Genomic DNA, 25,033 nt, shown 5'->3' with positions numbered 1-25,033 from the left:
GCCCCGCGGATCACGGAGTCGAGCCGGCTTCGGCGCTCAGGATCCCGACCGCGTTGCGTGCGACCGCGAGCACCGCGAGGTTGGTGTTGGCGCGGACCGGGCCGGCCAGGATCGACGCATCCGCCACGAACAGGCCGGTGGTTCCTCGCACGGCCAGATCCGGCGTGACCACGCCCAGCGGGTCGCTCGGCTCGGCCATGCGGGCGGTCCCCATGGGGTGGTGACCGGTCTGGACGTTCTCGAGGATCCACGCGTCGAGTGCCGTGTCGTCGTGCAGCACGCGCTCGTCTGGTCGCGAGCTGTGGTGCACCAGGGGCGCGAAGCTCGGGTGCTCCAGCAGCGCGCAGACGTGCCGCACGCCTTCGCGATGCCGCACCAGATCGCGCTCGTCCTCGTCGTACGGATACTGGATGACCACCCTCGGCCCGGAGCGGCCCGGCAACAGCCGCACCGAGCCACGGGACACCGCAGCCATGAGGTTGGTGGTCACCGCCATGGCGCACGAGGCTCCCCAGCGCGCGGCCAGCTGCGGCTCGAAGAGCTGCAGCTCCACGTGATTGATGAGACACAGCTGCATGTCGTTGGCGTACGGCCCCGCCCTCGAGCCATAGCGAACCAGCACCTGCACGCAGGGCAACGAGCGCCACGCGGACACCTCGGCGCTCGCCACCAAGATGGGGAGCTGCGGGTGATCGCACAGGTGGTGCCCCACGCCCGGTCGATCCACCCGCACCGGGATGCCGCATGCCTCGAGGTCCTGGTGTGGCCCCACCCCGGAGCGCAGCAGCACGGCAGGCGTGGCGTAGGCACCCGCGGCGAGGATCACCCGCGGCGCCGCGATCGTCTCGAGACCGGAGGCCGTACGACACGAGACGCCCACGACCCTGGTGCCCTCCATGATCACGCGCTCGACCATCGTGCGCGCCCGGATCTCGAGGTTGGAGCGCGAGCGGGCCGGACCCAAGAACGCAAGGTTGGCCGAGATCCGGTGTCCGCTCGCGGTCTGGTTCATCGCCACGATGCCCACGCCCGTCGTGTGGGGCGCGTTGTGGTCGGCCACGAGCGGGTGGCCGAGCGCCACGCAGGCGTCGAGGAAGGCACGCGCAGCCGGGGTCAGTGACTCGGGGCTCGGTCGTCGAAGGGTCAGCGGCCCCGTGGCGCCGTGGTGATCGTGATCGGGGAAGTCGAGATCGTGCTCGATGTCTCGCAGGCAAGCGAGCATCCGGTCCCAGCCCCAGGCGGGGTGCTCCACCCCGTTGACCGGAGAGAAGTCGCCGTGATCGGGCCGCAGCGCGATGCAGCTGTTGATCTGCGAGCAGCCGCCCACCACCTTGCCCTGTGGCAAGGGCATCGTCCGTCCTCGCGGGCCCTCCGCGCAGAGGCCCCAGTCATGGGACGCGAGCGCCGGCGTGGCGCCAAGCAGCAGGTCGTCCGGCAGGCTGCGCTCGCCCGAGTAGTCGGGCCCCGCCTCGAGCAGCAGCACATGGTGGCGGGGATCCCGGGACAGACCCTCGGCCAAGACGCAGCCCGCCGAGCCCGCGCCCACGATGACGTGGGTGGGGATCATGCTCGCCGCTCCTCCTCGTCCTCGGGGGTCTCGAGCTCGGCCACCAGCCAGGTGCTCAGCGCGGCCGGGGTGCAAAAGCGCCACAGCTCCACGCCGGGGGCATCGAGGAGCACCGACAGGCTGGCAAGGACCCGGGCGCGGCCACGCACCGCGTAGCGCAGCGCGTGGTCTTCGTTCCACAGCGACGAGAGCACGCCGCCCTCGCGGTTGCCCGCCCACAGCACCTCGTGGTGCAGCCGTCGCAGCAGCGAGCGCAGCAGCGTGCTCGTGAGCGTGACCGCGAGCGGATAGTCGAGCCAGATCACCAGCTCGGCGCGCTCGACCAGCACGGGCGCGATGGACTCATAGTACCAATCGGTGATCCAGCGCTCGGCCTGGAGCCGGGCACTGGCCTCGAGCATGAAGTCGGGCCTCGGCGTCCAGCCGCGGTCGTAGTAGAGGCCGTCCATGTCGATGTAGGGCAGGCCGTGGAGCCGACCGAGGCGGCGGGCGAGCGTGGACTTGCCTGCGCCGGTGGCCCCGGCCACGGCGATGCGCCGAGGGGTCCGCCCCCGCGCGGGCGCCCGCGCACGCTGGACCAGCCGCTCGCGCACGGTGCTCATGATCGGACGTGCCCCAGCACCTGGTCCACCGCCGCCGAGAGCTTGGTCACCAGCTCGTCCACCCCCGCCCGATCGAGCACCAGCGGCGGCACGGCCATGATGTGCCGACCTTGCTGGCGCGGGATGACGCCCTGCTCGAGCGCACGCGCGAGCACCTCGGCCGCGTCGTCCTCGGACGCGAGCTCCACGCTGACCACCAGGCCCAGACCGCGCACGTCGACCACGCGCTCGTGTCGTACGAGTGCACCCAGACCCTCGAGCAGCTCTGCCCCGCGCGCAGCCGCGTTGCCGCAGAGCTCGTCGGCCCGAACGATGCGCAGCACCTCCAGCGCCGCCGCGCACCCGACCGCGTGTCCACCCGTGGTATGGCCGTAGTGCAGCGCCCCCAGGCCCCCGGGCAGGGTGAAGCTCTCGTACACGGTCTGGTGGCAGGTCACGCTGGCGATGGGCACGTAGCCCGCCGCCAGGCCCTTGCTGGTGGTCACGATGTCGGGCACCACGCCCTCGTGATCGAAGCCGAACATCCTGCCCGTGCGACCCAGGCCGCAAAACACCTCGTCGAGCACGAGCAGCGCCCCCGTCTCGTCGCACAGCGCCCGTAGCCCGCGCAGGAACCCGGTCGGCAACACGATGCCACCGCCCACGTTGAGCAGCGGCTCGACCACGACGGCGGCCGTGGGCTGGGCCTCCATCGCCTCGCGGAAGGCATCGAGCAGCGCATCCGGAAGTCCCTCCCGCAGCGCACGCGGGGGCGCCGGCATGGGGATCCGCGAGATCGGGAAGCTCAGCGTGACCTCGGTGGCGTTGCGCGGGATCGTGGTCAGCGACTTCGCGAGCACGGTGCTGCCGTGATAGCCGGCGGCGAACGACACCACGTGGCGTCGCGGATCGCCCCGGTTGCCCCAGTAGTCGTGCACGATCCGGATCGCGGCCTCGGTGGCCTCCGAGCCGCTGTTGACGAAGGTGGTCCAGCGCAGGGCCGGATCGGGCATCACCGAGGCCAGCGCACGCGCCAGGTCCTGTGCCGGGGCATGCGTGCCCACCCCCAGATCGAAGTGTGCGATGCGCTGCATCTGGCGATGGGCCGCATCGGCGATGCGCGGGTCGCCGTGGCCACAGTTGGCGTTGAGCGCCGACGACATGGCATCGATGAACATGCGACCATCCTGGTCCCACACACGGTAGCCGCTGCCACGCACCAGGAACGGTCGACTCACGGATCGACCGATCGGCGTCCACGGGTGCCACAGGGCGGAGTCGCTGCGATTGGCTGCTTGCGTCATCAGGGCTCGTCTCTCCGGGCATCCGTCATGCCCACTCGATGTGCTCGTGCCACCACGCATCGAACGCGTGCAGCCGCTCGAGCACCGGTCCTTCGATGTCGAACACGATCTCCATCACCGGCTGGGTTTCGGGGTGGGGCGCGGTGAACGTGTCTCCTGCGCGCATGGTCGAGCGGAACTCGACCACCCCGGGCAGCGCGCACGAGCGGGGCGCGCGTACGAGGGTGCCCGCACGCGGCAGCAACCAGGCCCAGCCGTGACGCGTGCCGGGCGGAACGCTCGCGCACGGCGGCAGCGCGCCGCCCGTCAGCTGCTGTACGACCGGTGCGCCGTACAGGCTCGTGCCAAAGCTCGCCTCGTAGCTCTCGGCGATCCCCGCTCCCCCGGCCCGCGACGCGATCTCGCACAGTGTGACGCCGGACGGGCCAATGAAGTACTCGGCATGGAATGCGCTCAGGCCGGCCACCGCGGGCAGCGAGGCGATCACGCTCGCGGTGGCATCGAGCAGCGGGGGCAGCAGCGGATCGTCGGGCGACATCTGCCCGCTGATGCTCGGCTTGCCCAGGTGCCGAGTCTGCCACTGCGGGTACAGGTATCGCGACGGCCACGCGTGGTAGAGCGCGCCGTCGAGCATCAGCCCATCCACGTGGGCCATGGCGGCGTGAACGAACGGCTCCACCAAGACGTCATCGGCCATGCTGGGCTCGATCGCCTCGAGCACGCGCTCGGGCTGCTCGAACCGCGCAATGCCCTTGGACGCCACGCCGCGCCGGGGCTTGAGCACCAGCGGTCGGCCCTCCCGGACCAGGGCCTCGAGCGCAGCCGCATCGCTGCCGCACGCCGCCGGCACCACGGCGCAGCCCGCCGCCGCGGCCAGCGATTTCATCACCAGCTTGTCGCGATACGCCAGCGCGCTGGCCATGCTCTGGCCCGAGATCCCCAGCGCCTCGCGCACCCGCGCGCAGCGGATCACGTCGGTCTCGGTGGTCGAGATCAGCACGCTCGCGCCCGTGCTGGCGCAGGTGCGAAGGATGAGCGGCTCCACGCTCGGCGCGTCGTAGTCGTCGACCACGACGAGCTCGCGACACCGCGATCGCAAGATCGACAGCTCGTGCTCGGAGGTCACCGACGAGCGCGCGACGATGACCGACACCGTGGCCCCGCTCTGCGCAATCCAGTCGGCGAGTCGGCCCAGCAGCGGACGGCGGTTGACGATGACTCCGTGCACCATCGCTCCGCTAGTGGAGGTCACCTCGGGTGAGGAACTCGACGTAGCGCCGACTGAGCGAGTACGGCTTCATGAACGTGGCGGCCTTGATGTCGCGATAGATGCGAGCGAGCACCGAGCTCGCGCCGTAGCTCCGGCTGCCCACCACGCGCATCGCTGCGTCCACGACCTTGGCGGCCGTACGCTCCACGACCAGCGAGGCGATGAGGGATGCGCGCACCAGGCCGCGACCGGCCTCGGGATCGAGGGTCCGCGGTGCGGTCGTCCGAAACGCCGCGTCGATCTCGTTCATGGCGCAGTGCATCACCGAGCGTGCCTCGGCCATGGCGATGAAGATCTCGGCGAGCTGGTGCTGGGCTGCGATGGGCAGGTCCTCCGACGCGGGCCCGTCCCCGGTGCGCCTGGCCTCTGCGACCGCCAGGTCGTGGGCAGCCTCGGCCATGCCGAGATAGGTGGCGACGATCGGGATCGAGGCCGCGGCGCGTCCCTCGAAATCGCTGCGGTCGACCACGCCCCACACGCCGCCCAGGCGCAGCTCCGCGTCCTCGATCCGCACGTTCTCGAACCGCACCCGGCCGCTCCCCGAGCCGCGAAGCCCCATGCCCTGCCAGTCGTCGCACACGGTCACGCCGGGGGCGTGAGCCGGGATCATCGCGCTCGCCATGACGTACGAGCCCTCGGGTGTCTCCGCGCGCAGGCGCGTGTAGAAGTGCGTGGCGGCTGGCGACGCGGACACCAGGATCTTCTCCCCGGAGATCGACCATCCGCCCTCGACCTTGCAGGCGGTGGTCATGACGCGCCACGACTCCCGCCCCGGCTCCGCGACCGCGGAGCTGACGAGCATGGCGCGGCGCCCCACCCGAGCCAGCCACTCGCGCTGCAGCAGCGGCGGGCGCTCGGGCGGCGCGGTACGAACGATGCGCGCGTAATAGCCGGTGAGCGCCAGGTGCATCGACATCGCCACCGCGAGCGAGCCATCGATGCGGCCGAGCTCCACGAGCACCACGCAGATGTCGTAGAGCGACGACACGCCCATGCCCCCCATCGACACCGGCGCACAGATCGCGAGCACGCCCTCGCGGGACAGCAGCTCCACGCTCGGTCGGGCAAACTCGCCGGAGGCGTCGTGCTCCACCGCGAGCTCGCCAAGCCGCGGCGCCAGCGATCGAACCAGGGCCACGGCCCTGCGCCCGGCCTCGGTGCGGGGCTCGAGTGCGAACGGATCGGACCCGGCTCGACCCGACGGGTCGACGACCCGATAGCAGCCAATGCCCTCCCATCCGAGCGCGCGTGCGAGTTCGGCCACCGCGGGACCCACGATCTCCTGCGGGCCCCTGGCCGGGAGCGAGACGATCTCGACCGTGTCGTTCACGATGCGGTACTCCGCACCGGAGGCCAGCGCTCGCGACGTGGTGCCCCGGCCTTCGGCCTCCATGCTCGCGCGCAGCGGTGCAGTCACGCGCAAGCGCAAGGAGAACGACGGCGCGCCACGGACCCCCCGTCGCACCACGTCTTCGAACGCCGCCACGTCGAGCGAGCGCAGCGGATCCTCGGGATCCTGGAGCGAGCGAGCGAGCAAGTAGATGGGGAACGCGGGGGCGAAGGCCCGCAATCCAAGCCCAGATGCCAGCCGCGGGTTGACCTCCGTGGCCACGAAGCCGTCGGCCGCGGCGATTCCGTCCACGCTGAAGAAGCCCCGATAGCCCGCCGAGCGCGCGAGTTCCTGGCCCACGCGACGCCCCGCCTCGCGAATCTCCTCGGCCATGGCCGCGGGGGGCCGCCACGACGTCGACGAGCCGACGAACACGAGCCTCCGTGAGGCCTCGATGCGCAGGGTCACGATCTCGATCGGATCGAAGACCGCGACGCCGGTGCTCGCGACCATGCCCAGCACGCTGCACGGCACCCCCTCGTGGAACCGCGACAGGCGGATCCGGTCGGCGTGCTCGCCGGCCCAGCGAGAGATCTCGTCGAGTCCCTCGGCCTTCGGCCCGAGCCACCGCAAGCCGTGCGAGTCGCCGCGGTAGTCGGTGCTGGAGTCCAGGGCGAGCACGCAGCCGAGCTCGGAGCACAGCTCGCGTACCCAGCGACCGACGTCGGGATCCCGGGCCGAGAGGATCGTGCTCTTCGGCGTACCAACAGCGACGCGCGCAAAGATCTCGTCGATGGTGGTCTTGTCCTCGAACGCGGCCCACCGCGGCGGCCGAGCACCGACCACTCGACGATCCGCGATGCGGGGCAGCTCGATGAAGTTGGTGGCGACGAGGGCCGCCGTGCGCTCCGGGTCGACCTCATCCAACCACCGTGAGAGCCGCGGCGGCGCGGCCTCGAGCGCTCGGGCGAATCCCGCCCGCGTCACCCGCTCGCCCTGCTCGCCGAGCGCGAGCACCTCGCCGCCCTCGGGCGCCCGCGGCTGCCCGAGCGCGGGCGCGGGCGCGGGCGCGGGCGCAGGATGGTTGGCGACCACCATGCCGAGCACGGTGCCTCCCGAGGACGAGACCTCGGCCACCAGCGAACGCGCCGCGCCGTCGAGGTTCTCGGCCAGGACCACGTACCGCCCTCGCCACAGTGCACGGACTTCGTCCGCCAACTCGCCCAGTAGGGTGTCCAAGGCGGCACGAGTCTAGCACGGCCGCCCTCACGACACTGGACGGCACCCACCGGTCTCGACGCGGCATCCGTCATCGATGCTCCGAGCCTGCGACCGGGATCGACCCGTCGCTCGGTGGACCGGTGCTTCAGAACATGTGTAAATGCGCGAGGTGTCGGCATCGCCCCCGCAGCTCGTCAATTCCTGGAACGAGTGGGATCCTCTGCAAGAGATCGTGGTCGGCTCCGCCGACCATGCGGCCTACGAACCCACGGAGCCCGGTCATCGCCCGCAGGTCCGAGCGCGACCGGGGCAGCCCGCTCCGCCCTTCCCAAGCGGGCCCAAGCCGCTCGACACCATCGAGCGCGCCAACCACGAGCTCGAGGGCCTCGTCGCGCTGCTCGAGTCGCGAGGCATCGTGGTGCGACGCCCCGACCCCTACGAGTTCTCCCGCCCCCTCCGAACACCGACGTTCGAGGTCGACAGCCAGTACTGCGCCACGTGTCCACGCGACGTGCTCATCACCATCGGCAACGAGATCATCGAGGCCACCATGTCTCGTCGCGCGCGGTACTTCGAGCACCTGTGCTACCGCCGGCTGGTCCAGGGATACTGGAGCGAGGATCCGAACGCGCGCTGGACCGTGGCTCCCAAGCCCACCATGGCCGACTCGATGTACCGCACCGAGTTCTGGGAGTGGTCGATGTCCCAGCGATACGAGGCCATGCACTCGTTCGAGTTCTGCATCTCGCAGGACGAGGTGGTCTTCGACGCCGCCGACATCGCTCGGCTGGGGCGTGACATCCTGGTGCAGGAGTCCATGACCACCAACCGCGCAGGGATCCGATGGCTCGCGCGGCACCTCGAGCCGCGAGGCCTGCGAGTGCACCCGGTGCACTTCCCACTCGACCGCTTCCCCTCGCACATCGACTGCACGTTCGTGCCCTTGCGCCCGGGGCTGGTGCTCACCAATCCCGAGCGTCCGCTGCACGAGCAAGAGGCCAGGATGTTCCGCGACGGCGACTGGCAGCTCGTGGACGCGCCGCAGCCGGTGCTCGACGAGCGCGACATGCCGCTCCACTGCCAGTCGTCCAAGTGGCTGGCCATGAACGTCTTGAGCCTCTCACCCACCACCGTCGTCTGCGAGCACCACGAGGAGCCCTTGCACGAGCTGCTCGACTCACTCGGCTTCGAGGTGCTCACCGTGCCATTCAGGAGCGTCTACGAGTTCGGCGGCTCGCTGCACTGCGCGACCTGGGACGTCCGCCGCGAGGGAGGGTGCGAGGATTACTTTCCCCACCTCCGCCACCACCAGGCTCCCGGCGCTTGACACGACGACTCGTGCGTGCACCCATGCACCCGTGACCGATGGTGAGCCGAGGACTTCCGGTTCTCCGAGCATCCCCGTGGTGTTCGTGGCCCTGTTCATCGACTCGGTGGGCAGCGGGCTGTGGCTCCCCTTCAGCCTGATCTTCTTCACGCGTGCGCAAGAGCTGCCCATGGTGGCCTGCGGCGCCGCGCTCTCCACCGCCAGCCTGCTCGCGCTGGTGGTGGGACAGCTCGGCGGCGGGCTGGTCGACCGCTACGGCCCCGGCCGACTGGTGCTCCTGAGCAACATCGTCCGCGTGGGCACCTTCGCGCTCTATCCCCTCGTGCAGACGATCCCCGAGCTGGGCGTGCTGGCGTTCGTGACCGCCTCGGCCAGCCGACTGTACTGGACTGCGAGCACGCCGTTCGTGAGCACCCTGGTGCGCGGCCGCGCGGTCGACCAGTTCCTGGCCACCAACAACATGCTGAGGATCGGCGGAGTGGGCCTCGGCGCGGCCGCGGCGGGCTTCTTCGCCGACAGCGTCGCCGGACTGCACGCCATTGCCTGGGCCAACGCGGCGAGCTTCGGCGTGGCCGCGCTGCTCCTGGTGATCGGAGTGCGCCGCTTCGGTCGGCCCGCCGCGCCCGCCCCGGCCGAGACCGACGAGCCCGCCGCGGGTCCCCGGACCTCGGTGTGGCGCGACACCGCGTACCTGCAGCTCTGCCTGTGCCTGGCCGTGTTCATCCTGGTGCAGAGTTCGTTCGTGGTCGTGCTGCCGCTGGTCATCGTCGACTTCTGGCACGGACCAGAGTGGCTGGCCGGCGGCTCCATCGTGGTCGGCAACGTGGTGCTGTTCCTCGCGCAGCGCCCGGCCGTGATGCTCGCGGCACGGAGCTCGCGCTCGCGCATGCTGCTGCGGTACTCGATCCCCTGCTACCTCGCCGCGCTGCTGCTGCTGACCGCCGCGGACCTCTTCGACGGCGTGCCGCTCATCGTCGTGGTCCTGTCCGGCGTGATCGTGGGCGCCATCGGCGAGGGCATCTCCAATCCCCTCATGCTGGCCGCAGCCAACGAGGTGGCTCCCGAGGGGATGAAGGGACGCTACAGCGCCGTCTACCAGACCACGTTCGGGCTGGCCGACACGATGGGCCCGCTGCTGTTCACCATGCTCCTGGGGCTGGGCAGCCGGGTGCTGTGGCTCTCGCTCGCCGCCCTCATGGTGGTGCTGGTGCCGTTGCTCGCCTCGGTCAGGCACCGGCTGCCGCCGAGCGTGCTCTCGAGCTGATGGTGAGGGCCTCGTCGCGCCTCACGCGGGCGGGATCCCGTCGCGGTACCGTGTCTGGTAGAACGGCGTGGACTCGAAGTCGGGATACTTGGACAGCAGCCACTTGTCGAGAATCGTGCCGTTTCGCTTCTTGTCGTCGAACCACTGCCGTTGATGGGCGAGGTTCCGACCGTTGATGCGCGCCTGGTAGTTGGCCACTGCCTGCTCGTCGATGCCGCCCGAGCGCAAGAAGCGGATGTAGTGAGCGACCTCGAACCACTGCCCGATCGCGTAGTGGGCCGTGTTGGGGTTGGTCCATCGGCGCAGCATCGAGGGTGCGGGGCAGAAGTAGTTGACCGAGATCGCAGGCACGCGGTTCTCGACCTGGTGCCACCAGCCGGCGGGAACGAACAGCACATCCCCCGGCTCGAGCGTGGTCTCGAAGAACGCCACACCGCGGGCCTTGGGGAACTCGGACCAGCTCACGCCACGCAGATCGCCCAGCTCGCTGTACCAGTACGAGCCTCGCCGAGGGTCGCGTGGGTAGAGGTGACTCGACGAGCGAGGGGACGCGAGCGTCACCGTCTTGGTGCCGCGGATCTGCACGATGACGTTGGGCCAGGGGTCGTAGTGCAGCGGCGTGGAGACGTGCGGCTGCCCGATCCACAGGCTGGGCGACGTGGACGACGCGGGACGAGGCTGCTCCAGATCGTGAGGCGTGAGCTGGACGACCTCGTCCGGAACCAGCGTACAGCGCCGCAGGTCGGCAAAGACCGACGCGAACGCCCCGCGGAGCAGGCTGTGGTTCTTGATGTAGTAGTAGCCCGCGCCTGCGGCGTGCCCGGGCTCGCCCAGGACGAGCCGCACGGCATCGGTCGCCCCCATCGACACGAAGTGCGCGCTGCCGGTCTGGATCGCCGACGAGGCCGAGCACGCCACCGAGACCTGGCCGTGCGCGTGTTCGGCCAGGTACTCGGCATCCCACTTCTCGACGGCGGGCCAGTCACGTGCATGGCCGCGCAGGACCACCGGGACCTCGTGGTCGTAGAAGCTCTCCCGGAAACGACCTGGCGACAGGCCCCGCACCTCCGGCAGTGCTCGCGGCTGCGCGCGCGAGCGGCCGTACAACCACGCGAGGGCAGGAGTGAGCGCAGCCTGGAGCAGGGTCCCCACGCAGCAAGCGTAGCAAGGAGACGGCCGACTCGCGCTCGACGCCGCAGTGAGCGGCGTGTTCGGGGTCGCGGTGTGGCTACCCGAACCACTCGGGCGCGTTGCCATCCCGCCACTTGATGTTGCACCCGATGCTCGGCATCTGCTCCTCCGACACCTCGCGCCCCTCGAGCACCGCGCCGATCGCCGCCCGCAGGTCCTTGCCCGTGACCGGCTTGCCGTTGCTCGGTCGGCTCTCGTCGAGCTGACCGCGGTACACCAGCTTGCGCTCCCCGTCGAACAGGAAGAAGTCGGGCGTGCACGCGGCCCGAAACGCCTTGGCCACGTCCTGGCTCTCGTCCACCAGGTACGGGAACCGATACCCGTAGCTCTCCGCCTCGTCCGCCATCCGCGAGGGACTGTCGTCGGGATACTTGTCGAAGTCGTTGCTGTTGATCCCGACCATCATCACCCCGCGCTCGGGCAGCTCGCGCGACAGCGCGGCCAGCTCCTCGCGGATGTGCTTGACGAACGGGCAGTGGTTGCACATGAACACCACGAGGTAGGCCTTCGCCTCGGGCTGATCATCGAGCGAGACCATCTGCCCGGAGGGATCGGGCAAGCGAAACGAGGGGGCCTCGGTCCCCAGCGAGAGCATCTGCGAAGGCGTCATCACCATGGCGTCCGCGAGTATAGAGCATGACGGGCGGGCGCCAAGCCCCGACCACGCCATCGACGGCCGTGCCGGCTCACCGGATCACGCGCCCGCCGGCCCCGCCTCGTCCACGTGCCGCTTGACGGTCCGCCGATCGAGCCCGGTCCTGCGTGCCACCTCCTCGTAGGTCCCGTGGCGCTCGTAGAGCATCCGGCAGTAGTCCCGCAGCAGCTCCCGCGCCGACAGCTCCTCGCCGTCGATCGCCCGCCGCAGCCGCTCGCGCGCCCCGGCGGCCACCCGCACCGTCCGATCACCGGTGTAACGCTGCGTGATCAGCACTCGACGCACGCACTGCTCGAGCTCTCGCACGTTGCCCGGCCAGGGGTAGTCACGCGGCAGCTCGCGCCCGATCACCGCCACCACCTCGTCCACCAGCGTCGGCGCGGGCTCGCCCAGCATGCGCTCGAGCACCGCCTCGAGCAGCCGCGGCAGCTCGTCCGGATCCTCGCGCAGCCGCTGCCGCAGGCTCGGCACCTCGATCACGTCCGAGCACAGCCGGTAGTAGAAGTCGTCGCGCATGCGACCGCTGCGGCGCAGCTCGTCGAGGTCGCGGTTGGTGGCCGCGATCACCCGACCCGAGAAGCGCTGCGCCTGGTGGCTGCCCACCGGGACCAGCTCCCGCTCCTGCAGCACCCGCAGCAGCTTGATCTGCACCGTGGTCTCGGCCTCGCCGATCTCGTCGAGGAAGATCGCCCCGTGCGGGCTGCACCGCGAGAGCGCGCCGTCGTAGCGCTCGATCGCCCCGGTGAACGCCCCCTTGACGTGTCCGAACAGCTCCGACTCGATGAGCCCCTTGGGGTACTGCGAGAGGTTCACCGCCACGAACGCCTCGGTGAAGCTCTCCACGAAGCAGCCCTTGCGCGCATCGAACGGGATGAACCCCGCGCGCCCGATCGCCGCCGCCGCCGTGCCCTTCCCCGTCCCGGTGCCCCCCAGCAGGATCGTCGAGAAGTCCTCCATGCGGCTCCACAGCCAGCGGTCGTAGCGGCCCACGTCGTGGGTGAACACGTTGCTCCACAGCGCCTGCCGCAGCGCTCGCATGCAGGGGCTGCCGCCCGTGAGCGTGCGATCGATGAAGGTGAACGCCCGCCGCATCTGGAACAGCACCGCGACCATGCGCGTGGCCTGGGGCCGGGGCATCCCGTGGTGGACCAGCTCGCGCAGGAGCGTGGGCGCGAACCCGGCCGGGACCGGTCGGGCACCCGCGGTGATCTGCTCCGCGACGTGCACGTCGATCTCGTCGGCAAAGCGGTGGAAGCACGAGAACAACAGCGCCTGCTCCACCAGCGGTCGCTCGGTCTCCGACCACGCCGCCAGCCGCAGCGAGCCGCCCTCGGCCAGCGCGTGCAGCCGCTCGTCGACCCGTCCGACCACGCGCGAGAGCAACGCCTCGCGTCCCACCGCCGACGGCTTGGCCCCGGCAATCTCGGCCAGCTGCAGATCGATCGCGTGTCGCTGCGGCCCGAAGGGATTGGAGAACACCGCCGCCGACACCCGCTCGAAGAACGCCCGGTCCTCGGCGCGTGGGAGCTTCATGTGCATCCAATGTACAGGAGCCCTGCCGCGCGCTGTCCGAGAAGGCCCCAACACCGTGGGCGCGCCGGGCGTCTTGGCGCTCTCGATGGTTCGGGACGCAGTGTGCACTCCATGTACATCGGCCGTTCATGGGATGAACACATGATGTGCGCGTAAGGCGCGAGCCATGCCGCCAACCCCCTGCCATTCCACGAGTCTTCGCTCCTCCCCCGCCGCGGCACGTCTGCTGCTCCTGGCGAGGGGCCATGCCGGACGCAGCCCTCTCGCCTCGCCCGCTCGACCCCGCCCCCTGCCCCTCGCCTCGCCTCGCGCAGCTGCTCGAGGGCCTTTGTCGGCTGCTCATCACCGCGTGGATCCGCGTGGCCTACCGCTTCCGCGCCCACGGCCTGCATCATCTGCCGCTGCACGGTCCCGCGGTGCTGGTGTGCAACCACATCAGCTTCATCGATCCCCTGCTGCTCGGCGTGGCCTCGCGCCGCTCGATCCGCTTCGTGATGGACCATCGGATCTTTCGCAGCCCCGCGCTGCACTGGTTCTTCCGCCTGATGGGCACCATCCCCATCGCCCCCCGGCACGAGGATCCCGTGGCGCTCGAGCGTGCCCTCGACTCGATCGCCGCCGCGCTCGAGCGCGGAGAGCTGCTGTGCATCTTCCCCGAGGGCAAGATCACCCACACCGGCCACATGAACGAATTCCGCCGAGGCATCGACCAGATCGTGGCCCGCACTCCAGTCCCCGTGATCCCCATGGCGCTGCGCGGCCTGTGGGGCAGCTTCTTCAGCCGCAAGGACGGTCCCGCGATGCGCAAGCGCCCGCGTCGCTTCCGGGCCCGCCTCGAGCTGCGCTGCGGCGAGCCCATCGCCCCGCACGAGGTCGAGGCCAACGACCTTCGAGCCCGCGTCAGCGAGCTGCTCGGACCTCAGCCGGCGTGAGCCCGAACCCCGCCAGCGCCTCGGCCGACAGGTCCTCGTAGGCCGTCACGCATGGCCGCCCGTCGGCGTGGAAGAACGCGAGGCCCCCCGCGGGCAGCCGCACCACCGTCGAGGATCGCGTGCCGTAGCCGCGATCGTCGGCGTGCACGCAGGACCCCTCGAGCGGGTCGGTCGCGTGCTCGGACAGCAGCCTCCGCCAGTCGTCGAGGCTCGGCTCGCCGTCGTCCACCCAGCCCCGTAGCCGCCGCTGCAGCAGCGCATCGCGGGTGGTCGGTGCCGCCCCGCGGCTGCGCTCGCTGATCACGTGCAGCCCGGGCGCGAGCACCTCGTGGTGATGTCGCGCCCCATCGTTCCACACCAGGTGGGCCGCTTCGCGATCGGCGATCACCAGGTGGAAGGGATTGTGCAGCGAGGGATCGAGCCCGGCGATCCGCTCTGCGGCTCGCTCCACGTCGCCCTCGGCGAGGGCATCGAGCACCAGCTCTCCGCGCGAGCGAGGACCCGGCGCGTCGACCCGGCCACGGAAGCGATTGGTGATGCCCACGAACAGGATCTTCGAGGTCGCCCCCGACGACTCCACCCCGCGGATCCCCAGCCAGGTCCCACCGGCCTGGAGGTCGCGCGGGGCGAAGATCGTCGCCTCGTCGTCGCGCGCCCACGTGGCCGGAGGCGCGGCGGGACGGGCGAGCTGCTCGTCCCGATTGGCCGCCACCACCAGCGAGGCGGACTCCCACACGCGAGTGGCGACGACGAGGGTGCACATGGGCCGAACGAAGCGAGCCCGGCGCCGATGATGGGGCGACCGGGCTCGGCGGAGCATCCCACGAGGGATGGGCTCAGGTCGACGGCGGCGTGCCCGACCCGGCCGACGGCGGCTTGACGCCGCCCATCGGGCTCTTGCCGAAGCCGCCCGTGGAGGGCCGGCTCGCGCTCATCTTGTTGCGAGCCGCCTCGTAGCGGCGCTTGACGATGTCGCCCGCCACGTCGCGCGAGCCCAGGCCAAAGGCCAGGGCCATCGCCAGGCACAGCGCGCCGAACAACAGCCCGAACGTCATCAGCACGAAGTTCTCGGCCACGTCGAGGTGCGCCACCGCCATGGTGAAGGCGAACACCAGCACCACGTAGCGCGCGAACTCGCCGATCCACTTGCTGCCCTCGGCCTCGTCGGGCTGGCGAGCCACGATGAGGTCACGAACGTAGCCGCCGATGACGAAGCCGACCAGCACGATCGCCAGCGCCACCGCCACGTTCTTGAGCATGTAGGACAGGAAGTTGTTGACGTAGGTCGACCAGGTGTCGAGCGCCAGGTTGTCGAGGGCCTGCGCCACCGCCAGCAGCACCACGCCCACCTGCACGGCGAACGCCAGCATCTCCGAGAACTCGCCCAGGTGATCCTCGCGATCGGAGATCTTCTCGAAGCCCAGCCGCGCCATCAGGCGGTCGAAGCCCAGGTTGCGCAGCGCAGCGCCGACGAGCTTGCGCAGCAAGCCGCCCACGAACACGCCCACCGCCACGATGAGCACCGAGGCCGCCAGCGCGGGCAGCATGTTCCAGAACCGCGCCACCATGCCGGTGAGCGGGCCGGCCAGGGTCTCGAGACCCAGCTCGTTGAGCGCGGCGATCGTCGCCTGCAGCATCACGAACACCATCAGCGCCAGGCCGATCAGATCGCTGGCCGAGCTGCTGCCCGTGAGCTTCTCGAGGCCCACGCGCGCCACCAGGCGGTCGAAGCCCAGACCCTGCAGCACGTTGCGGACCAGCACCCGCAGGATGCGGCCGAGCGCGTAGCCGACCGCCACGATCACGATCGAGACGCCCAGCGAGGGCAGCAGGCCCACCACGCGGTCGATGGCGTTGCGCAGCGGCGCGGCCAGGGGCTCGATCTCCAGGGCCTCGAGGGCGCCGGCCAGACCGAACACGATGAGCAGCCAGAACACCACGGTGCCGGTGACCTGCGAGAAGCTGGCCGGGCTGCCCGCGACGTCGTCCTCCTTGCTCTCGGTGAGCTGGGCAAAGCGGGTGTCCACCCCCAGCCGATCGAGCGAGCCGCTGATCACCAGCTTGAGGATCCGACCGGCCACGTAGGCCACGATCAGGATGAGCCCCGCCTTGGCCACGCGGGGCAGCGCCTGCACCACGGTGTCCACCAGGCCCGCGAGCGGCTCGGCCACCTGGGTGAACCCGGCGATCTGCAGCACGCCCACCAGCACCAGCAGCATCAGCAGCCAGTACACGACCTGGGCGATGAAGCGCTCGAGCGCACCGCCGTCCTCGCTCTTGCGCCCCTCCTTGATGAGGAGGTTGATGCCCAGCCGCTCCGCGAGCTTGTTGTCGAGCTCGGTCTTGGACAGCAGCGTGAACACCCCGTAGGACAGCGACTTGGCGGCGACCCAGCCCACGATGAAGAACAGCAGCGCACCGCCGATCTTGAGCGCGGGTCCGGAGAGATGCGCGCTGACCCAGGCGACGAAGTCATTGCCGCCCGAGGCCGGAGCCTGAGCGGCGGGCGCAGCCTCGGCCGCCGGTCCGAGCCCGGCCGCGAGAGCCGGCTCGGCCACGAACGCGGCCAGCACGAGCAGAGGAATCGAGATGGAAACGAGCGCCAATGGGCGGCGCAGAACACCCTTCATGGGGGAGCCCTCCTGGAGTGGTTGCATGAGTGGTTGGTTGGGGAGAAGGAGCAATCGAGCTCGGAAACGAGAGCGCGACCAGAACGAGCGAACACGAGAGCAACGCTGCCGCTCCCAATGGGGCACCGTCGCGGGGCGGCGTTGTAGCACAATGGCTCGACGCGCGGTGCCAGCTTCCCGCCGCCCTCGCGGTGCCCGTACCGTTCTCGAGCGTGGCTCGTCGATGACATCGTTCCGCACGACATCGCGTCGACCTCCCCTTGGATCACCGTCCGCTCGGTGGCCGGGGGCGGAGCCCACCTGGTCTCGCGGCTGCCCCCGGGCGAGAGCGAAGTCGCCCCTCCGGCCGATCCCCTGGCCCGGTCGAGAACCCGGGTCCGGCGACGAGTCGCCAAAACCGAGCCGCAGGGGGGCCTGAGCGCGCAGGATCCGCAAAATCCGTAGACCTGCGTCGACCGCGGATTTGACGGTCTTCGGCCCTATCCCTATCGTCCAGCCCACCGAACGCTCTTTCATGGGCCTATAGCTCAGTCGGTCAGAGCGGCCGGCTCATAACCGGCTGGTCCCTGGTTCGAGCCCAGGTGGGCCCACCGTTCCTTTACCCCCGCGTCACCTCATGAATCCGCAGATCGCTGCGCTCCATCAGCTTCAGAAACAGGATCGTCAACTCGGGCGACTCGAGCGGAAGCTCGATCTGATACCCCGACGAATCAAGGAGCTCGACGAGGACCTCGACAAGCTGCGCGCCATGCTCGACACCGAGCGGGAGAAGTGTGAGCAGACCCGCGGCTTCCAGCGTGCTCAAGAGATGCAGCTCGAGGACGAGGAAGAGCTCATCCGCAACAGCAAGGCCAAGCTGAACCAGGTCAAGACCTCCCGGGAGCTCACCGCGACCCAGCGCGAGATCGAGACCACCCGCCGGCTCTCGGCCTCGCGGGCGGAGGAGATCGAGAAGATCAAGGCCGGCGTGGCCGAAGCCGAGCAGCGCATCGCGGCCATGAACGACAGCCTGGTCGGCCTCCAGTCCCAGGCCGAGGAAGAGAAGGGTCGACTGCTCGAGACCCAGGGCAAGATCGCCGCCCGGCTCGAGAAGCTGCGCGGGCGTCGAACCAAGCTCACCTCGCAGATCGTGCCCGATACCCTGTCTGCCTACGAGCGGATCCGCCGCAAGGGTGGCGGGCTCGCGTTCGTGGCCGTCCGCGAGCGCCGGTGCAGCGCCTGCAAGATGGTGGTCCCCCACCAGATCTACGTGCACCTGCGCCAGGGCGACGACATCCTGGCCTGCGAGTCCTGCGGCCGCCTGCTCTACTGGATCGGCCACTTCCCCGAGGAGAAGGACGCGGCCGTGGCCGCCGAGCAGGCCAAGAAGAAGGGCGAGGCCAAGCCCAAGGAAGCGCCCACCAAGCGGGTCGCCAAGAAGGTCTGACGCCCGCCTTTCCGCTCGCGTGCTGCGTGGGTGAGGCCCGCGTGGCTCCTGGGCTCACGCGGGCAATCGGCCGCCTACAGCCCGAAGCGAGCCGCGCGTCGGCGGGCGCTCTCCTTGAGGTTCAGCTGCGCCAGCTCGCCGGCGCCCAGGCCCAGGGCGACCAGGTCGTCGGCCGTCAGATCGACCAGGCGCTTGCCGGCCTCGCGCTGCCGGACCACCAGCGCCCCCACCTTGCCGTAGGCGTCGCGGAACGGCGTGCCCGCGGCCACCAGCATCTCGCACAGATCGGTCGCGATCGCGTCGCCCTTGGCGAGCGCGGCGAGGCATGCGTCCTCGACCGGCTCGAATTGCGCAAGCGCGATCGCCATCATGCGCAGCACGTCGAGGGTGCCGTCGACGGCCCGAAACACGATCTCCTTGTCCTGCTGCAGATCGCGGTGATAGCCGCTGCCCAGCCCGTGGAACGTGCCCATCAGCGCCACCAGCTCGCCCCGCCGCAGCGCCGACTGTCCGCGCAGCAGTTCGAACAGATCGGGGTTGCGCTTGTGGGGCATCATCGACGAGCCCCCCGCGATCGCACCGCCGAGCTTGACCAGGGCATCCGAGGACAGCTCGATGACGTCGGTGGAGAACCGCGCCACGTGCATGCCGATGCGGGTGCACACGAACAGCAGCGTGATCGCGTGGTCGCGCTCCCCCACCGCGTCGATGGGGTTCTCGGGCCCGGCCTGGAAGTCGAGCGCCGCCGCCGTCACCGAGGTGTCGATGGGCAGGGTGGTCCCGCCGATGGCTCCGGCGCCCAGGGGTGAGCGCGCCAGCTCCTCCCGAACCGCCCCCAGCAACGCACGATCGCGACGCAGCCCGATCGACAGCGCGCCCTCCATCCACACCCGGCCCATCACCGGGATCGCCACCTGGCGGTGGGTGTAGCTGGGCATCGCCACGTCGCCGTGACGCTCGATCCACTCCTTCGCGCGCTCCAGCACGACGTCGATGCCCGCCTCGATCTTGGCGACCGCGTCCCGGCACCACAGCTTGAGGTCGGTCGCCACCTGGTCGTTGCGGCTGCGGCCGGTGTGGAGCTTGGCCGAGACCTCGCCCACGGCGGTGCCGAGCCAGGCCTCGACCGCCATGTGCACGTCTTCCTCGTCCTCGCGCAGCTTCACCTCGCCGCTGGCCACCTTGCCGGGCAGCGACTCGAGCGCCTCGCGGAGGATCTTGGCCTCGTCGGCGGTCAACAGCCCCGCCGCCTCGAGGCCGCGCACGTGAGCCACGCTGCCGCGGCAATCCACCTCGAGCAAGCGGCGATCCACGGGCAGCGAGGTGGACCACGCGAGGAAGTCGGGATCGAGATCTCCGCCGGTCGCGGCGGTACGGGCGATGGACGACATGGTTCGTGCTCGTTTCGGTTTGGCGGTCGCTCAAAGGCCGCTGAAGTCGAAGTAGTCGCGCAGGCCCTTGAGCCCCACGGGATCGTTGGTCTTGACCTTGCCGCGCGCGATGTCGATGGGGCCGGGCATCTTGCCCTTGAGCACCATCTTCTCGAACAGCTCGGGAGTCGTCTTGAGGACCACGTCGGCGTCGCCGACCTTCTTGCCGGGTTCCACCGTCACCCCCTCGGGCTCGAGCGTCACCGTGCAGCGAAAGTCACCGATGGAGAAGTAGTAGACGGTCTTCTTGGTCGCCTTGCCCTTGATGTAGCGACCGGGCATTTGCTCGAAGATCTTGTCGACCTGCATGCATCCTCGTCCCCCGCCTCGTTGCGGTCCTCGGGCGGCCCGTTCGGGACCTCGACCTGGTCGACGGGGGATGGGCACGCTATCAGGAACGCGCCGCTTGCGCCATACGGAAGCCCCCTCGAGCGCGGTCGAGGGCCGTCGTGCGCGACGAGGAGCACCCGAACCACGACGAATGCCCCCGCATTGCATCGAACTCCCGGTACTCTCGTCCAAGGCCCCACGCTCGCCCGGCCCCTGCGCGGCAATACCGCGAGCCTCGCGTCCTCGTCCACTCAAAGGTCTTTGTCATCATGCGATCTGCCTTGAAGTTCCTGCTCCCCTCCTTGGCCTTCGTGGCCCCCCTTGCCATGGCCGGTGTCGCTCACGCCGGCCTTGGTGCTTGTGGAAACATCCACGTCGAGGCCAGCGCCGAGTGCGAGGTGAGCGTGGGCGTGGAGTGCGAGGCTCGCTGCGAGCCCGTCGCCTTCGAGGGCCAGTGCGCCGCCGACCTCTACGTCGGCTGCGAAGGGCAGTGCAACGCGAACTTCGAGGCGAACTGCGCGGGGAGCTGCGAGGTCGACTGCCAGGCCGAGTGCGAGGTCGACCCGGGACGCTTCGACTGCCAGGCCAACTGCTTCGCGGAGGGACGAGCGTCATGCGACGGCCGCTGTGCCGACAGCGAGTGCTACGCGTCGTGCGAGGCGACCCTCGAGGCCCAGTGCTCGGGCCAGTGCGACCTGGTGGCCCCCGACGTGGATTGCAGCGGTCAGTGCCAGGCCAGCTGCCAGGGCTACTGCCAGGCCGAGGCCAACGTCGACTGCCAGATCGAGTGCCAGCGCAGCGGCTACGTCGAGTGCCAGGGCGAGCTGACCGGGGGCTGCCGGGCCGAGTGCGATCGAGACGGCGCGCTGTTCTGCGACGGCCAGTACGTCGACCACGGGGGCAACCTCGAGGAGTGCATCGACTCGCTGCGGGTGCTGCTCGACATCGAGGTCACCGGCTACGCCGAGGGCAGCTGTGCCAACGGCCGCTGCGAGGGTGAGGCCGGCGGCTCGATCTCCTGCACCGTCGATCCCACCGGCCGCGGGGCAATGGGCATGGGCGCGATGGTGCTGTTGATGCTCGGGCTCGGCAGCGTGGCCCGTCGCCGCCGCCGCTAGGCGCTGACAGCCGGAAATCACCAGAGGCCGTGCTCCTTCGGAGCACGGCCTCTTCGCGTTGGTCCTTGCCGCGTTGCCTCGGCCCTACGCGGGCGGCGGCTCGTCGTCGTGGACCTGCACCTCGACCTCGCGGCGACCGTCGGGGTGGTCGGTGATCACCACGTCGATCTCCCCCTCCACGCCCTTGGCGCGCAGGTCGTCGATGATGCGCTGGCGCAGCGCCTCGGGGTCTTCCTCGTGATCCTCCGCGGGGGTCGGCGCGGCCTCGGGATCGAGCCCGGACACCGCCAGTGGTACGCCGGCCAGATAGGGGAACTCGGCGGTCAGGTCCGCGCTCAGCTCGTCATCGGTGGGCAGGTCGTGGCCGTAGAGATCGATCGCGACCTCGGCATCGCCCTCGGGATCGGCCTTGTGCACCATCGCCTTGGCCTGCGCGACGTCGGCCAACCCCTCGATGTGCTCGACCAGCGCGGCGATGTCGGTGGCGTTGGCGTGTGCGGCGGGCACGGTGAATTCGATCCGCATGGCCTGGAGCGGAGCATCGGGCGCATCGCCGCTGCGAACCTCGGGTGATGCGGGATCATCGGCCTGACCGGCGCATGCCCAGGGCAGGAGCAGGAGGGGAAGCGCGGCCTGGGTGAGAAAGGAGCGTCGCTTGGGCATCGTGCCCCACTCTACGGGCCGCCAGGGATTCGGTGACATCGAAAATCCTCCTCGCGCCCGGTCGTGCGTGGGGCCGTCGATCTACGGGCCATCGAGCTCGGCCTCGGCCGCCCGGACCAGCGAGGCTTCCTCCTCGGGCGCGTGGGCGACCAGGTGATGGCGGCTGTAGAGACCGAAGTAGAGCAGGCCCACCCCGATCATGGCGGCGGTGCCCAGCACCACCGCCACCGCCCCCCCGCCGTAGAACAGCGACGAGCTCATGGCCACGAGCGAGAGCACCAGGGCCACGATGGGGGTGACCGGATATCCCGGAGTACGGTAGGGCCGCGGCATCCGGGGCTCGCGTCGCCGCAGCACCAGGTGGCTGACCATCATGGCCACGTAGGACAAGAGCGCCGCGAACACGGCCACCTGCATCAAGAGGTCACCGGTGGCCACGCGGCCATCGTTGAGTGCGTCGACGACGAGGATCGTGCCGTAGCCCACGCCAGCCGGGATCACCAGCGCCCAGTGGGGCGCACGACGACGGTTGGTGCGCGACAGCCAGCGCGGGAAGTAGCCCGCGCGCGAGAGCGCGAAGATCTGCCGCGAGTAGGCGAAGATGATCCCGAAGAAGCTCGCCACCAGACCGGCCAGACCCACGACGGTGGTGATCCAGTAGACCACGCCGCGACCGCTGACCGCCTCGATCGCGGCGGGCAGCGGGTTGGCGCTCTGGGCCAGCTGGGCCGTACCCGCGGCGGCGGGGCCGAGCACCAGCACCAGCGCCGACAGGACCACCAGCGACAGCATCGCCGCGATCATGCCTCGCGGCAGATCGCGGGCGGGGTCGCGCGTCTCCTCGGCCGCCTGCGGCACGCCCTCCACCGCGAGATAGAACCACCCCGCCGCGGGCAGGGCCGCGAGCACGCCCCAGGGGCCGTGGGGCAGGAACCAAGAGCCGCCGGCCTCGGGCGGCACGTCCAGCAGCCGTGACCAGTCCACGTGTGGCAGCACGGCGACGACCCACAGCAGCAGCACCACCACCGAGATCACCGTGATCCCCAGCAGCAAGCGCAGTGAGGTCCGCGAGCCCAGGAGGTTGACGCCCACGAAGGCGACGTAGGCGATGACGGGGACCACCGGCTCCACCCACGCGGGAGGGGCCGCGAACATGCCGGCCACGTAGCCCCCGATGCCGGTGGCGATGACCGCCGGCGCCACCACGTACTCGATGGTGACCGCGAGCCCCGTGAGGTAGCCGCCAAAGGGCCCCAGCGCCCGGCGGGCAAAGGCATAGGGACCGCCCGCCACCGGCATGGCCGTGGCCAGCTCGGCGATGGAGAAGATCATGGTCACGTAGAGGGTGGCCATGATCGCGGTGGCGATGAGCAAGCCACCAAAGCCGCCCGCGTTGAGCCCGAAGTTCCAGCCGAAGTAGTCGCCCGAGATCACGTAGCCGACGCCCAGCCCCCACAGGAGCACGGGCCCGGCGCTGCGCTGCAAGGTGCGCTGCTCGAGGTAGGCGGCGTCGACGTCCTCGTACTCGACCGACTCGGGCATGGGCCAGAGGGTCGCATGGAGCTCACTCCACGTGCACGTGGTACCAGGTGGTGGTCAGCGGCTGGAAGCTCTCCCAGATCTCGAAGCCGGCCTCGACGCCCAAGAGCAACCACGAGGGCTGGGCGTAGCCCTGGCTCACCGCGTGCTCCACGAACGGCAGGAGATCCATGTCCACCGAGTCCGTGTTCACGGTGCGGCGATAGGTCACGGTGTTCCAGCCGCCGGGCGAGCCGTACCACACCTCCCAGGTGCCGCCGCCGGTGTCGATGGTGTAGCCCTGATACGAGCCGATCGGCTGGACGTCGCGGGTCTGGGTCCAGATCATCAGCTCGAGCCCACCATCGGGGGTGGTGACGCCGGGGTTCTGGTGCATCCACAGGTCGTACGCCACGTTGTACTGACCCGCGGCGGGCACGTCCCACGACCACTCCGAGGGGATCGCCGAGATCGTCGAGATCTGCTGCGGAACGTACGAGCCAGGCACGTCGTAGTCGTAGTGCCAGCCGTAGATGATCGCGGGATAGGAGCCGGGCTGCGGGGTGTTGACGTCGAAGCTCGGCTCGGCCACGAAGCCCGCCACGTCGCTGACGCCGTCCCACAGGGCGCTCACGCACTGAGAGCCGCCGCTGCCGTACACCGCGCCGTTCCACACGTTGTTGTGCACGAGGTACTGGTTCGTCAGCGAGATCGTCGCGAACTGTCCGCAGACCTCGGTGCCGTAGGGCGGCGGTGGATCGTCGCTGCCGCCTCCGCCCCCACCCTCGAGGATCGGGGTGAGGCTGGTGATGCAGAAGTCGAACGGGCCCGGGGTGCCGTCGGAGGCGATCTGCACCTGCACGTCGTAGATGGCGCTCGGATCGGGCGACGTGCCCGACTCGGGGAGCATCCACGACTCGGGCACGAGCGCATCGGCGATCATGATCTCGTAGGAGCCCGGACCGGGGACGGCCACGAACGGCGAAGGACCGCTGGGCGCGTCCGATCCGGTGAAGCCCACGCGCAGCTCGTTGCCGCCGGTGTCCCCGGAGATCTCGATCGCGAACCCGATCACGTCGTGGCCCGCCGCGTCGTAGGGCAGCTTCTCCGAGGCCATGCCGCCGGTCTCGTTGAGGCCCACGCCGATCCCTCCGCCCCAGGCTCCCGGCATCGGACCGAGCGCGGTTCCGCTGAGGCACATGGCATCGTCGTCGTAGGGTGTCGAGCCCGCCACGCAGCTGGTGTCGGTCACGCCGTCGTCGAAGCAGTACCAGGCGCCCTGGATCTCGAAGATCGTGCACTCGCGCGGGATCCAGCCGCTCGAGTCGATGGGCAGGGTCTCGAGCACGTCGCCCTGACAGTCGAGCGGACCGTCGTCGCTGGACGGCCCGGTGCTGTCATCGGCCGGACCCGTGGTGGTGGTGGTGCCCGGTCCGGTGGTGGTTCCCGGGCCGGTGGTGTCGGAGCCGGCGTCGGTACCGGCCGTGGCATCCGCGCCCGAGTCCCCCGTGCTGCCGCCGACCTCGCTGATGCCGGTGGGGTCGGTCCCACCCTCGTCGGACGACGTACCAGTGCATGCAGGAAGGAGGACGGTGCACGTCCCGGCGAAGCGGAGGAGGAAGGACGGGACTCGGTGCATCAGCGGGCTTCCCACGAACATCCAAGGTGGAACGCCGCCGTCGTCATCGATGAAAAGAATTCGCTCGGATCGAACGCTTCCGCATGCCGCACGCATGGGCACGA

Annotated in this window: 20 protein-coding genes and 1 tRNA gene; 6 read left to right on the top strand and 15 right to left on the bottom strand. The window is 70.1% G+C overall.

What is annotated here, in order from left to right; genetic code table 11:
- Positions 1–10 precede the first annotated feature (10 nt).
- The 5 genes from OEB96_RS31655 to OEB96_RS31635 all read right to left on the bottom strand — a co-directional run bounded on the left by OEB96_RS31655 (position 11) and on the right by OEB96_RS31635 (position 7,291).
- Positions 11–1,567: a GMC family oxidoreductase gene (locus OEB96_RS31655; RefSeq protein ID WP_266220548.1), complete on the bottom strand. Its 1,557-nt coding sequence runs from the start codon at positions 1,565–1,567 to the stop codon at positions 11–13.
- The gene (locus OEB96_RS31650; protein ID WP_266220547.1) at positions 1,564–2,169 is read right to left on the bottom strand and encodes a P-loop NTPase family protein; all 606 of its coding nucleotides are present in this window, start codon (positions 2,167–2,169) and stop codon (positions 1,564–1,566) included. The genes OEB96_RS31655 and OEB96_RS31650 overlap by 4 nt, the downstream gene beginning before the upstream one ends.
- The gene (locus tag OEB96_RS31645; RefSeq protein ID WP_266220546.1) at positions 2,166–3,386 is read right to left on the bottom strand and encodes an aminotransferase family protein; all 1,221 of its coding nucleotides are present in this window, start codon (positions 3,384–3,386) and stop codon (positions 2,166–2,168) included. Before OEB96_RS31645 ends, OEB96_RS31650 begins: the two co-directional genes overlap by 4 nt.
- Before the next feature lie 91 nt (positions 3,387–3,477).
- Entirely contained in the window at positions 3,478–4,683 is a 1,206-nt protein-coding gene (locus tag OEB96_RS31640; RefSeq protein WP_266220545.1) for an ATP-grasp domain-containing protein, read from the bottom strand.
- Positions 4,684–4,690: 7 nt separating this feature from the next.
- The gene (locus tag OEB96_RS31635; RefSeq protein WP_266220544.1) at positions 4,691–7,291 is read right to left on the bottom strand and encodes an acyl-CoA dehydrogenase family protein; all 2,601 of its coding nucleotides are present in this window, start codon (positions 7,289–7,291) and stop codon (positions 4,691–4,693) included.
- Between the two features lie 142 nt (positions 7,292–7,433).
- Here OEB96_RS31635 and OEB96_RS31630 point away from each other — a divergent pair, with 142 nt between their 5' ends.
- Both OEB96_RS31630 and OEB96_RS31625 read left to right on the top strand, forming a co-directional pair.
- The gene (locus OEB96_RS31630; RefSeq protein WP_266220543.1) at positions 7,434–8,600 is read left to right on the top strand and encodes a serine/threonine protein kinase; all 1,167 of its coding nucleotides are present in this window, start codon (positions 7,434–7,436) and stop codon (positions 8,598–8,600) included.
- A gap of 31 nt (positions 8,601–8,631) precedes the next feature.
- Entirely contained in the window at positions 8,632–9,864 is a 1,233-nt protein-coding gene (locus OEB96_RS31625; RefSeq protein WP_266220542.1) for an MFS transporter, read from the top strand.
- A gap of 21 nt (positions 9,865–9,885) precedes the next feature.
- Here OEB96_RS31625 and OEB96_RS31620 read toward each other — a convergent pair whose 3' ends face one another.
- The 3 genes from OEB96_RS31620 to OEB96_RS31610 form a co-directional block, all read right to left on the bottom strand.
- The gene (locus tag OEB96_RS31620; RefSeq protein ID WP_266220541.1) at positions 9,886–11,016 is read right to left on the bottom strand and encodes a cupin-like domain-containing protein; all 1,131 of its coding nucleotides are present in this window, start codon (positions 11,014–11,016) and stop codon (positions 9,886–9,888) included.
- 76 nt (positions 11,017–11,092) lie between these two features.
- Positions 11,093–11,671, bottom strand: a complete 579-nt coding sequence (locus tag OEB96_RS31615) for a thioredoxin family protein (RefSeq protein WP_266220540.1) — start codon at positions 11,669–11,671, stop codon at positions 11,093–11,095.
- A 78-nt stretch (positions 11,672–11,749) separates the two neighbouring features.
- Positions 11,750–13,243 (bottom strand): sigma 54-interacting transcriptional regulator, encoded by a 1,494-nt coding sequence (locus OEB96_RS31610; protein ID WP_266220539.1) that lies wholly within the window; start codon positions 13,241–13,243, stop codon positions 11,750–11,752.
- Positions 13,244–13,488: 245 nt separating this feature from the next.
- Between OEB96_RS31610 and OEB96_RS31605 the strand changes: the two genes are divergently transcribed.
- Entirely contained in the window at positions 13,489–14,175 is a 687-nt protein-coding gene (locus OEB96_RS31605) for a 1-acyl-sn-glycerol-3-phosphate acyltransferase (protein WP_266220538.1), read from the top strand.
- Here the strand turns inward: OEB96_RS31605 and OEB96_RS31600 are convergent.
- Positions 14,144–14,938, bottom strand: a complete 795-nt coding sequence (locus OEB96_RS31600) for an NRDE family protein (RefSeq protein WP_266220537.1) — start codon at positions 14,936–14,938, stop codon at positions 14,144–14,146. The two genes, OEB96_RS31605 and OEB96_RS31600, sit on opposite strands and share 32 nt — an antisense overlap.
- Positions 14,939–15,011: 73 nt before the next feature.
- The gene (locus OEB96_RS31595) at positions 15,012–16,805 is read right to left on the bottom strand and encodes a mechanosensitive ion channel (RefSeq protein ID WP_266220536.1); all 1,794 of its coding nucleotides are present in this window, start codon (positions 16,803–16,805) and stop codon (positions 15,012–15,014) included.
- Positions 16,806–17,321: 516 nt separating this feature from the next.
- Here OEB96_RS31595 and OEB96_RS31590 point away from each other — a divergent pair.
- Both OEB96_RS31590 and OEB96_RS31585 read left to right on the top strand, forming a co-directional pair.
- Positions 17,322–17,395 (top strand) — tRNA-Ile (locus tag OEB96_RS31590).
- A 26-nt stretch (positions 17,396–17,421) separates the two neighbouring features.
- A complete protein-coding gene (locus tag OEB96_RS31585; protein WP_266220535.1) occupies positions 17,422–18,231 on the top strand; it encodes a zinc ribbon domain-containing protein in 810 nt (269 codons plus the stop codon).
- A 74-nt stretch (positions 18,232–18,305) separates the two neighbouring features.
- Here the strand turns inward: OEB96_RS31585 and argH are convergent, their stop codons facing one another.
- Together argH and OEB96_RS31575 are read right to left on the bottom strand one after the other, a co-directional pair.
- The gene (argH, locus tag OEB96_RS31580) at positions 18,306–19,622 is read right to left on the bottom strand and encodes an argininosuccinate lyase (RefSeq protein ID WP_266220534.1); all 1,317 of its coding nucleotides are present in this window, start codon (positions 19,620–19,622) and stop codon (positions 18,306–18,308) included.
- Positions 19,623–19,652: 30 nt separating this feature from the next.
- Positions 19,653–19,970: a hypothetical protein gene (locus OEB96_RS31575; RefSeq protein ID WP_266220533.1), complete on the bottom strand. Its 318-nt coding sequence runs from the start codon at positions 19,968–19,970 to the stop codon at positions 19,653–19,655.
- 290 nt (positions 19,971–20,260) lie between these two features.
- Between OEB96_RS31575 and OEB96_RS31570 the strand changes: the two genes are divergently transcribed.
- Positions 20,261–21,109 (top strand): MYXO-CTERM sorting domain-containing protein, encoded by an 849-nt coding sequence (locus OEB96_RS31570; RefSeq protein ID WP_266220532.1) that lies wholly within the window; start codon positions 20,261–20,263, stop codon positions 21,107–21,109.
- An 84-nt stretch (positions 21,110–21,193) separates the two neighbouring features.
- On the opposite strand, the gene OEB96_RS31565 is transcribed toward OEB96_RS31570, so the two are convergent.
- The 3 genes from OEB96_RS31565 to OEB96_RS31555 all read right to left on the bottom strand — a co-directional run bounded on the left by OEB96_RS31565 (position 21,194) and on the right by OEB96_RS31555 (position 24,950).
- The gene (locus OEB96_RS31565; RefSeq protein ID WP_266220531.1) at positions 21,194–21,772 is read right to left on the bottom strand and encodes a hypothetical protein; all 579 of its coding nucleotides are present in this window, start codon (positions 21,770–21,772) and stop codon (positions 21,194–21,196) included.
- Positions 21,773–21,853: 81 nt separating this feature from the next.
- The gene (eat, locus tag OEB96_RS31560; RefSeq protein WP_266220530.1) at positions 21,854–23,314 is read right to left on the bottom strand and encodes an ethanolamine permease; all 1,461 of its coding nucleotides are present in this window, start codon (positions 23,312–23,314) and stop codon (positions 21,854–21,856) included.
- A gap of 22 nt (positions 23,315–23,336) precedes the next feature.
- A complete protein-coding gene (locus tag OEB96_RS31555; RefSeq protein WP_266220529.1) occupies positions 23,337–24,950 on the bottom strand; it encodes a GH12 family glycosyl hydrolase domain-containing protein in 1,614 nt (537 codons plus the stop codon).
- Between the last annotated feature and the right edge of the window lie 83 nt (positions 24,951–25,033).

The sequence above is a fragment of the Paraliomyxa miuraensis genome (genome assembly GCF_026337845.1).
GTDB classification, from domain to species: Bacteria; Myxococcota_A; Polyangia; order Nannocystales; family Nannocystaceae; genus Paraliomyxa; species Paraliomyxa miuraensis.
Note: the sequence above shows the minus strand (reverse complement) of the source record. Positions and strands in the feature narration are given on the sequence as shown.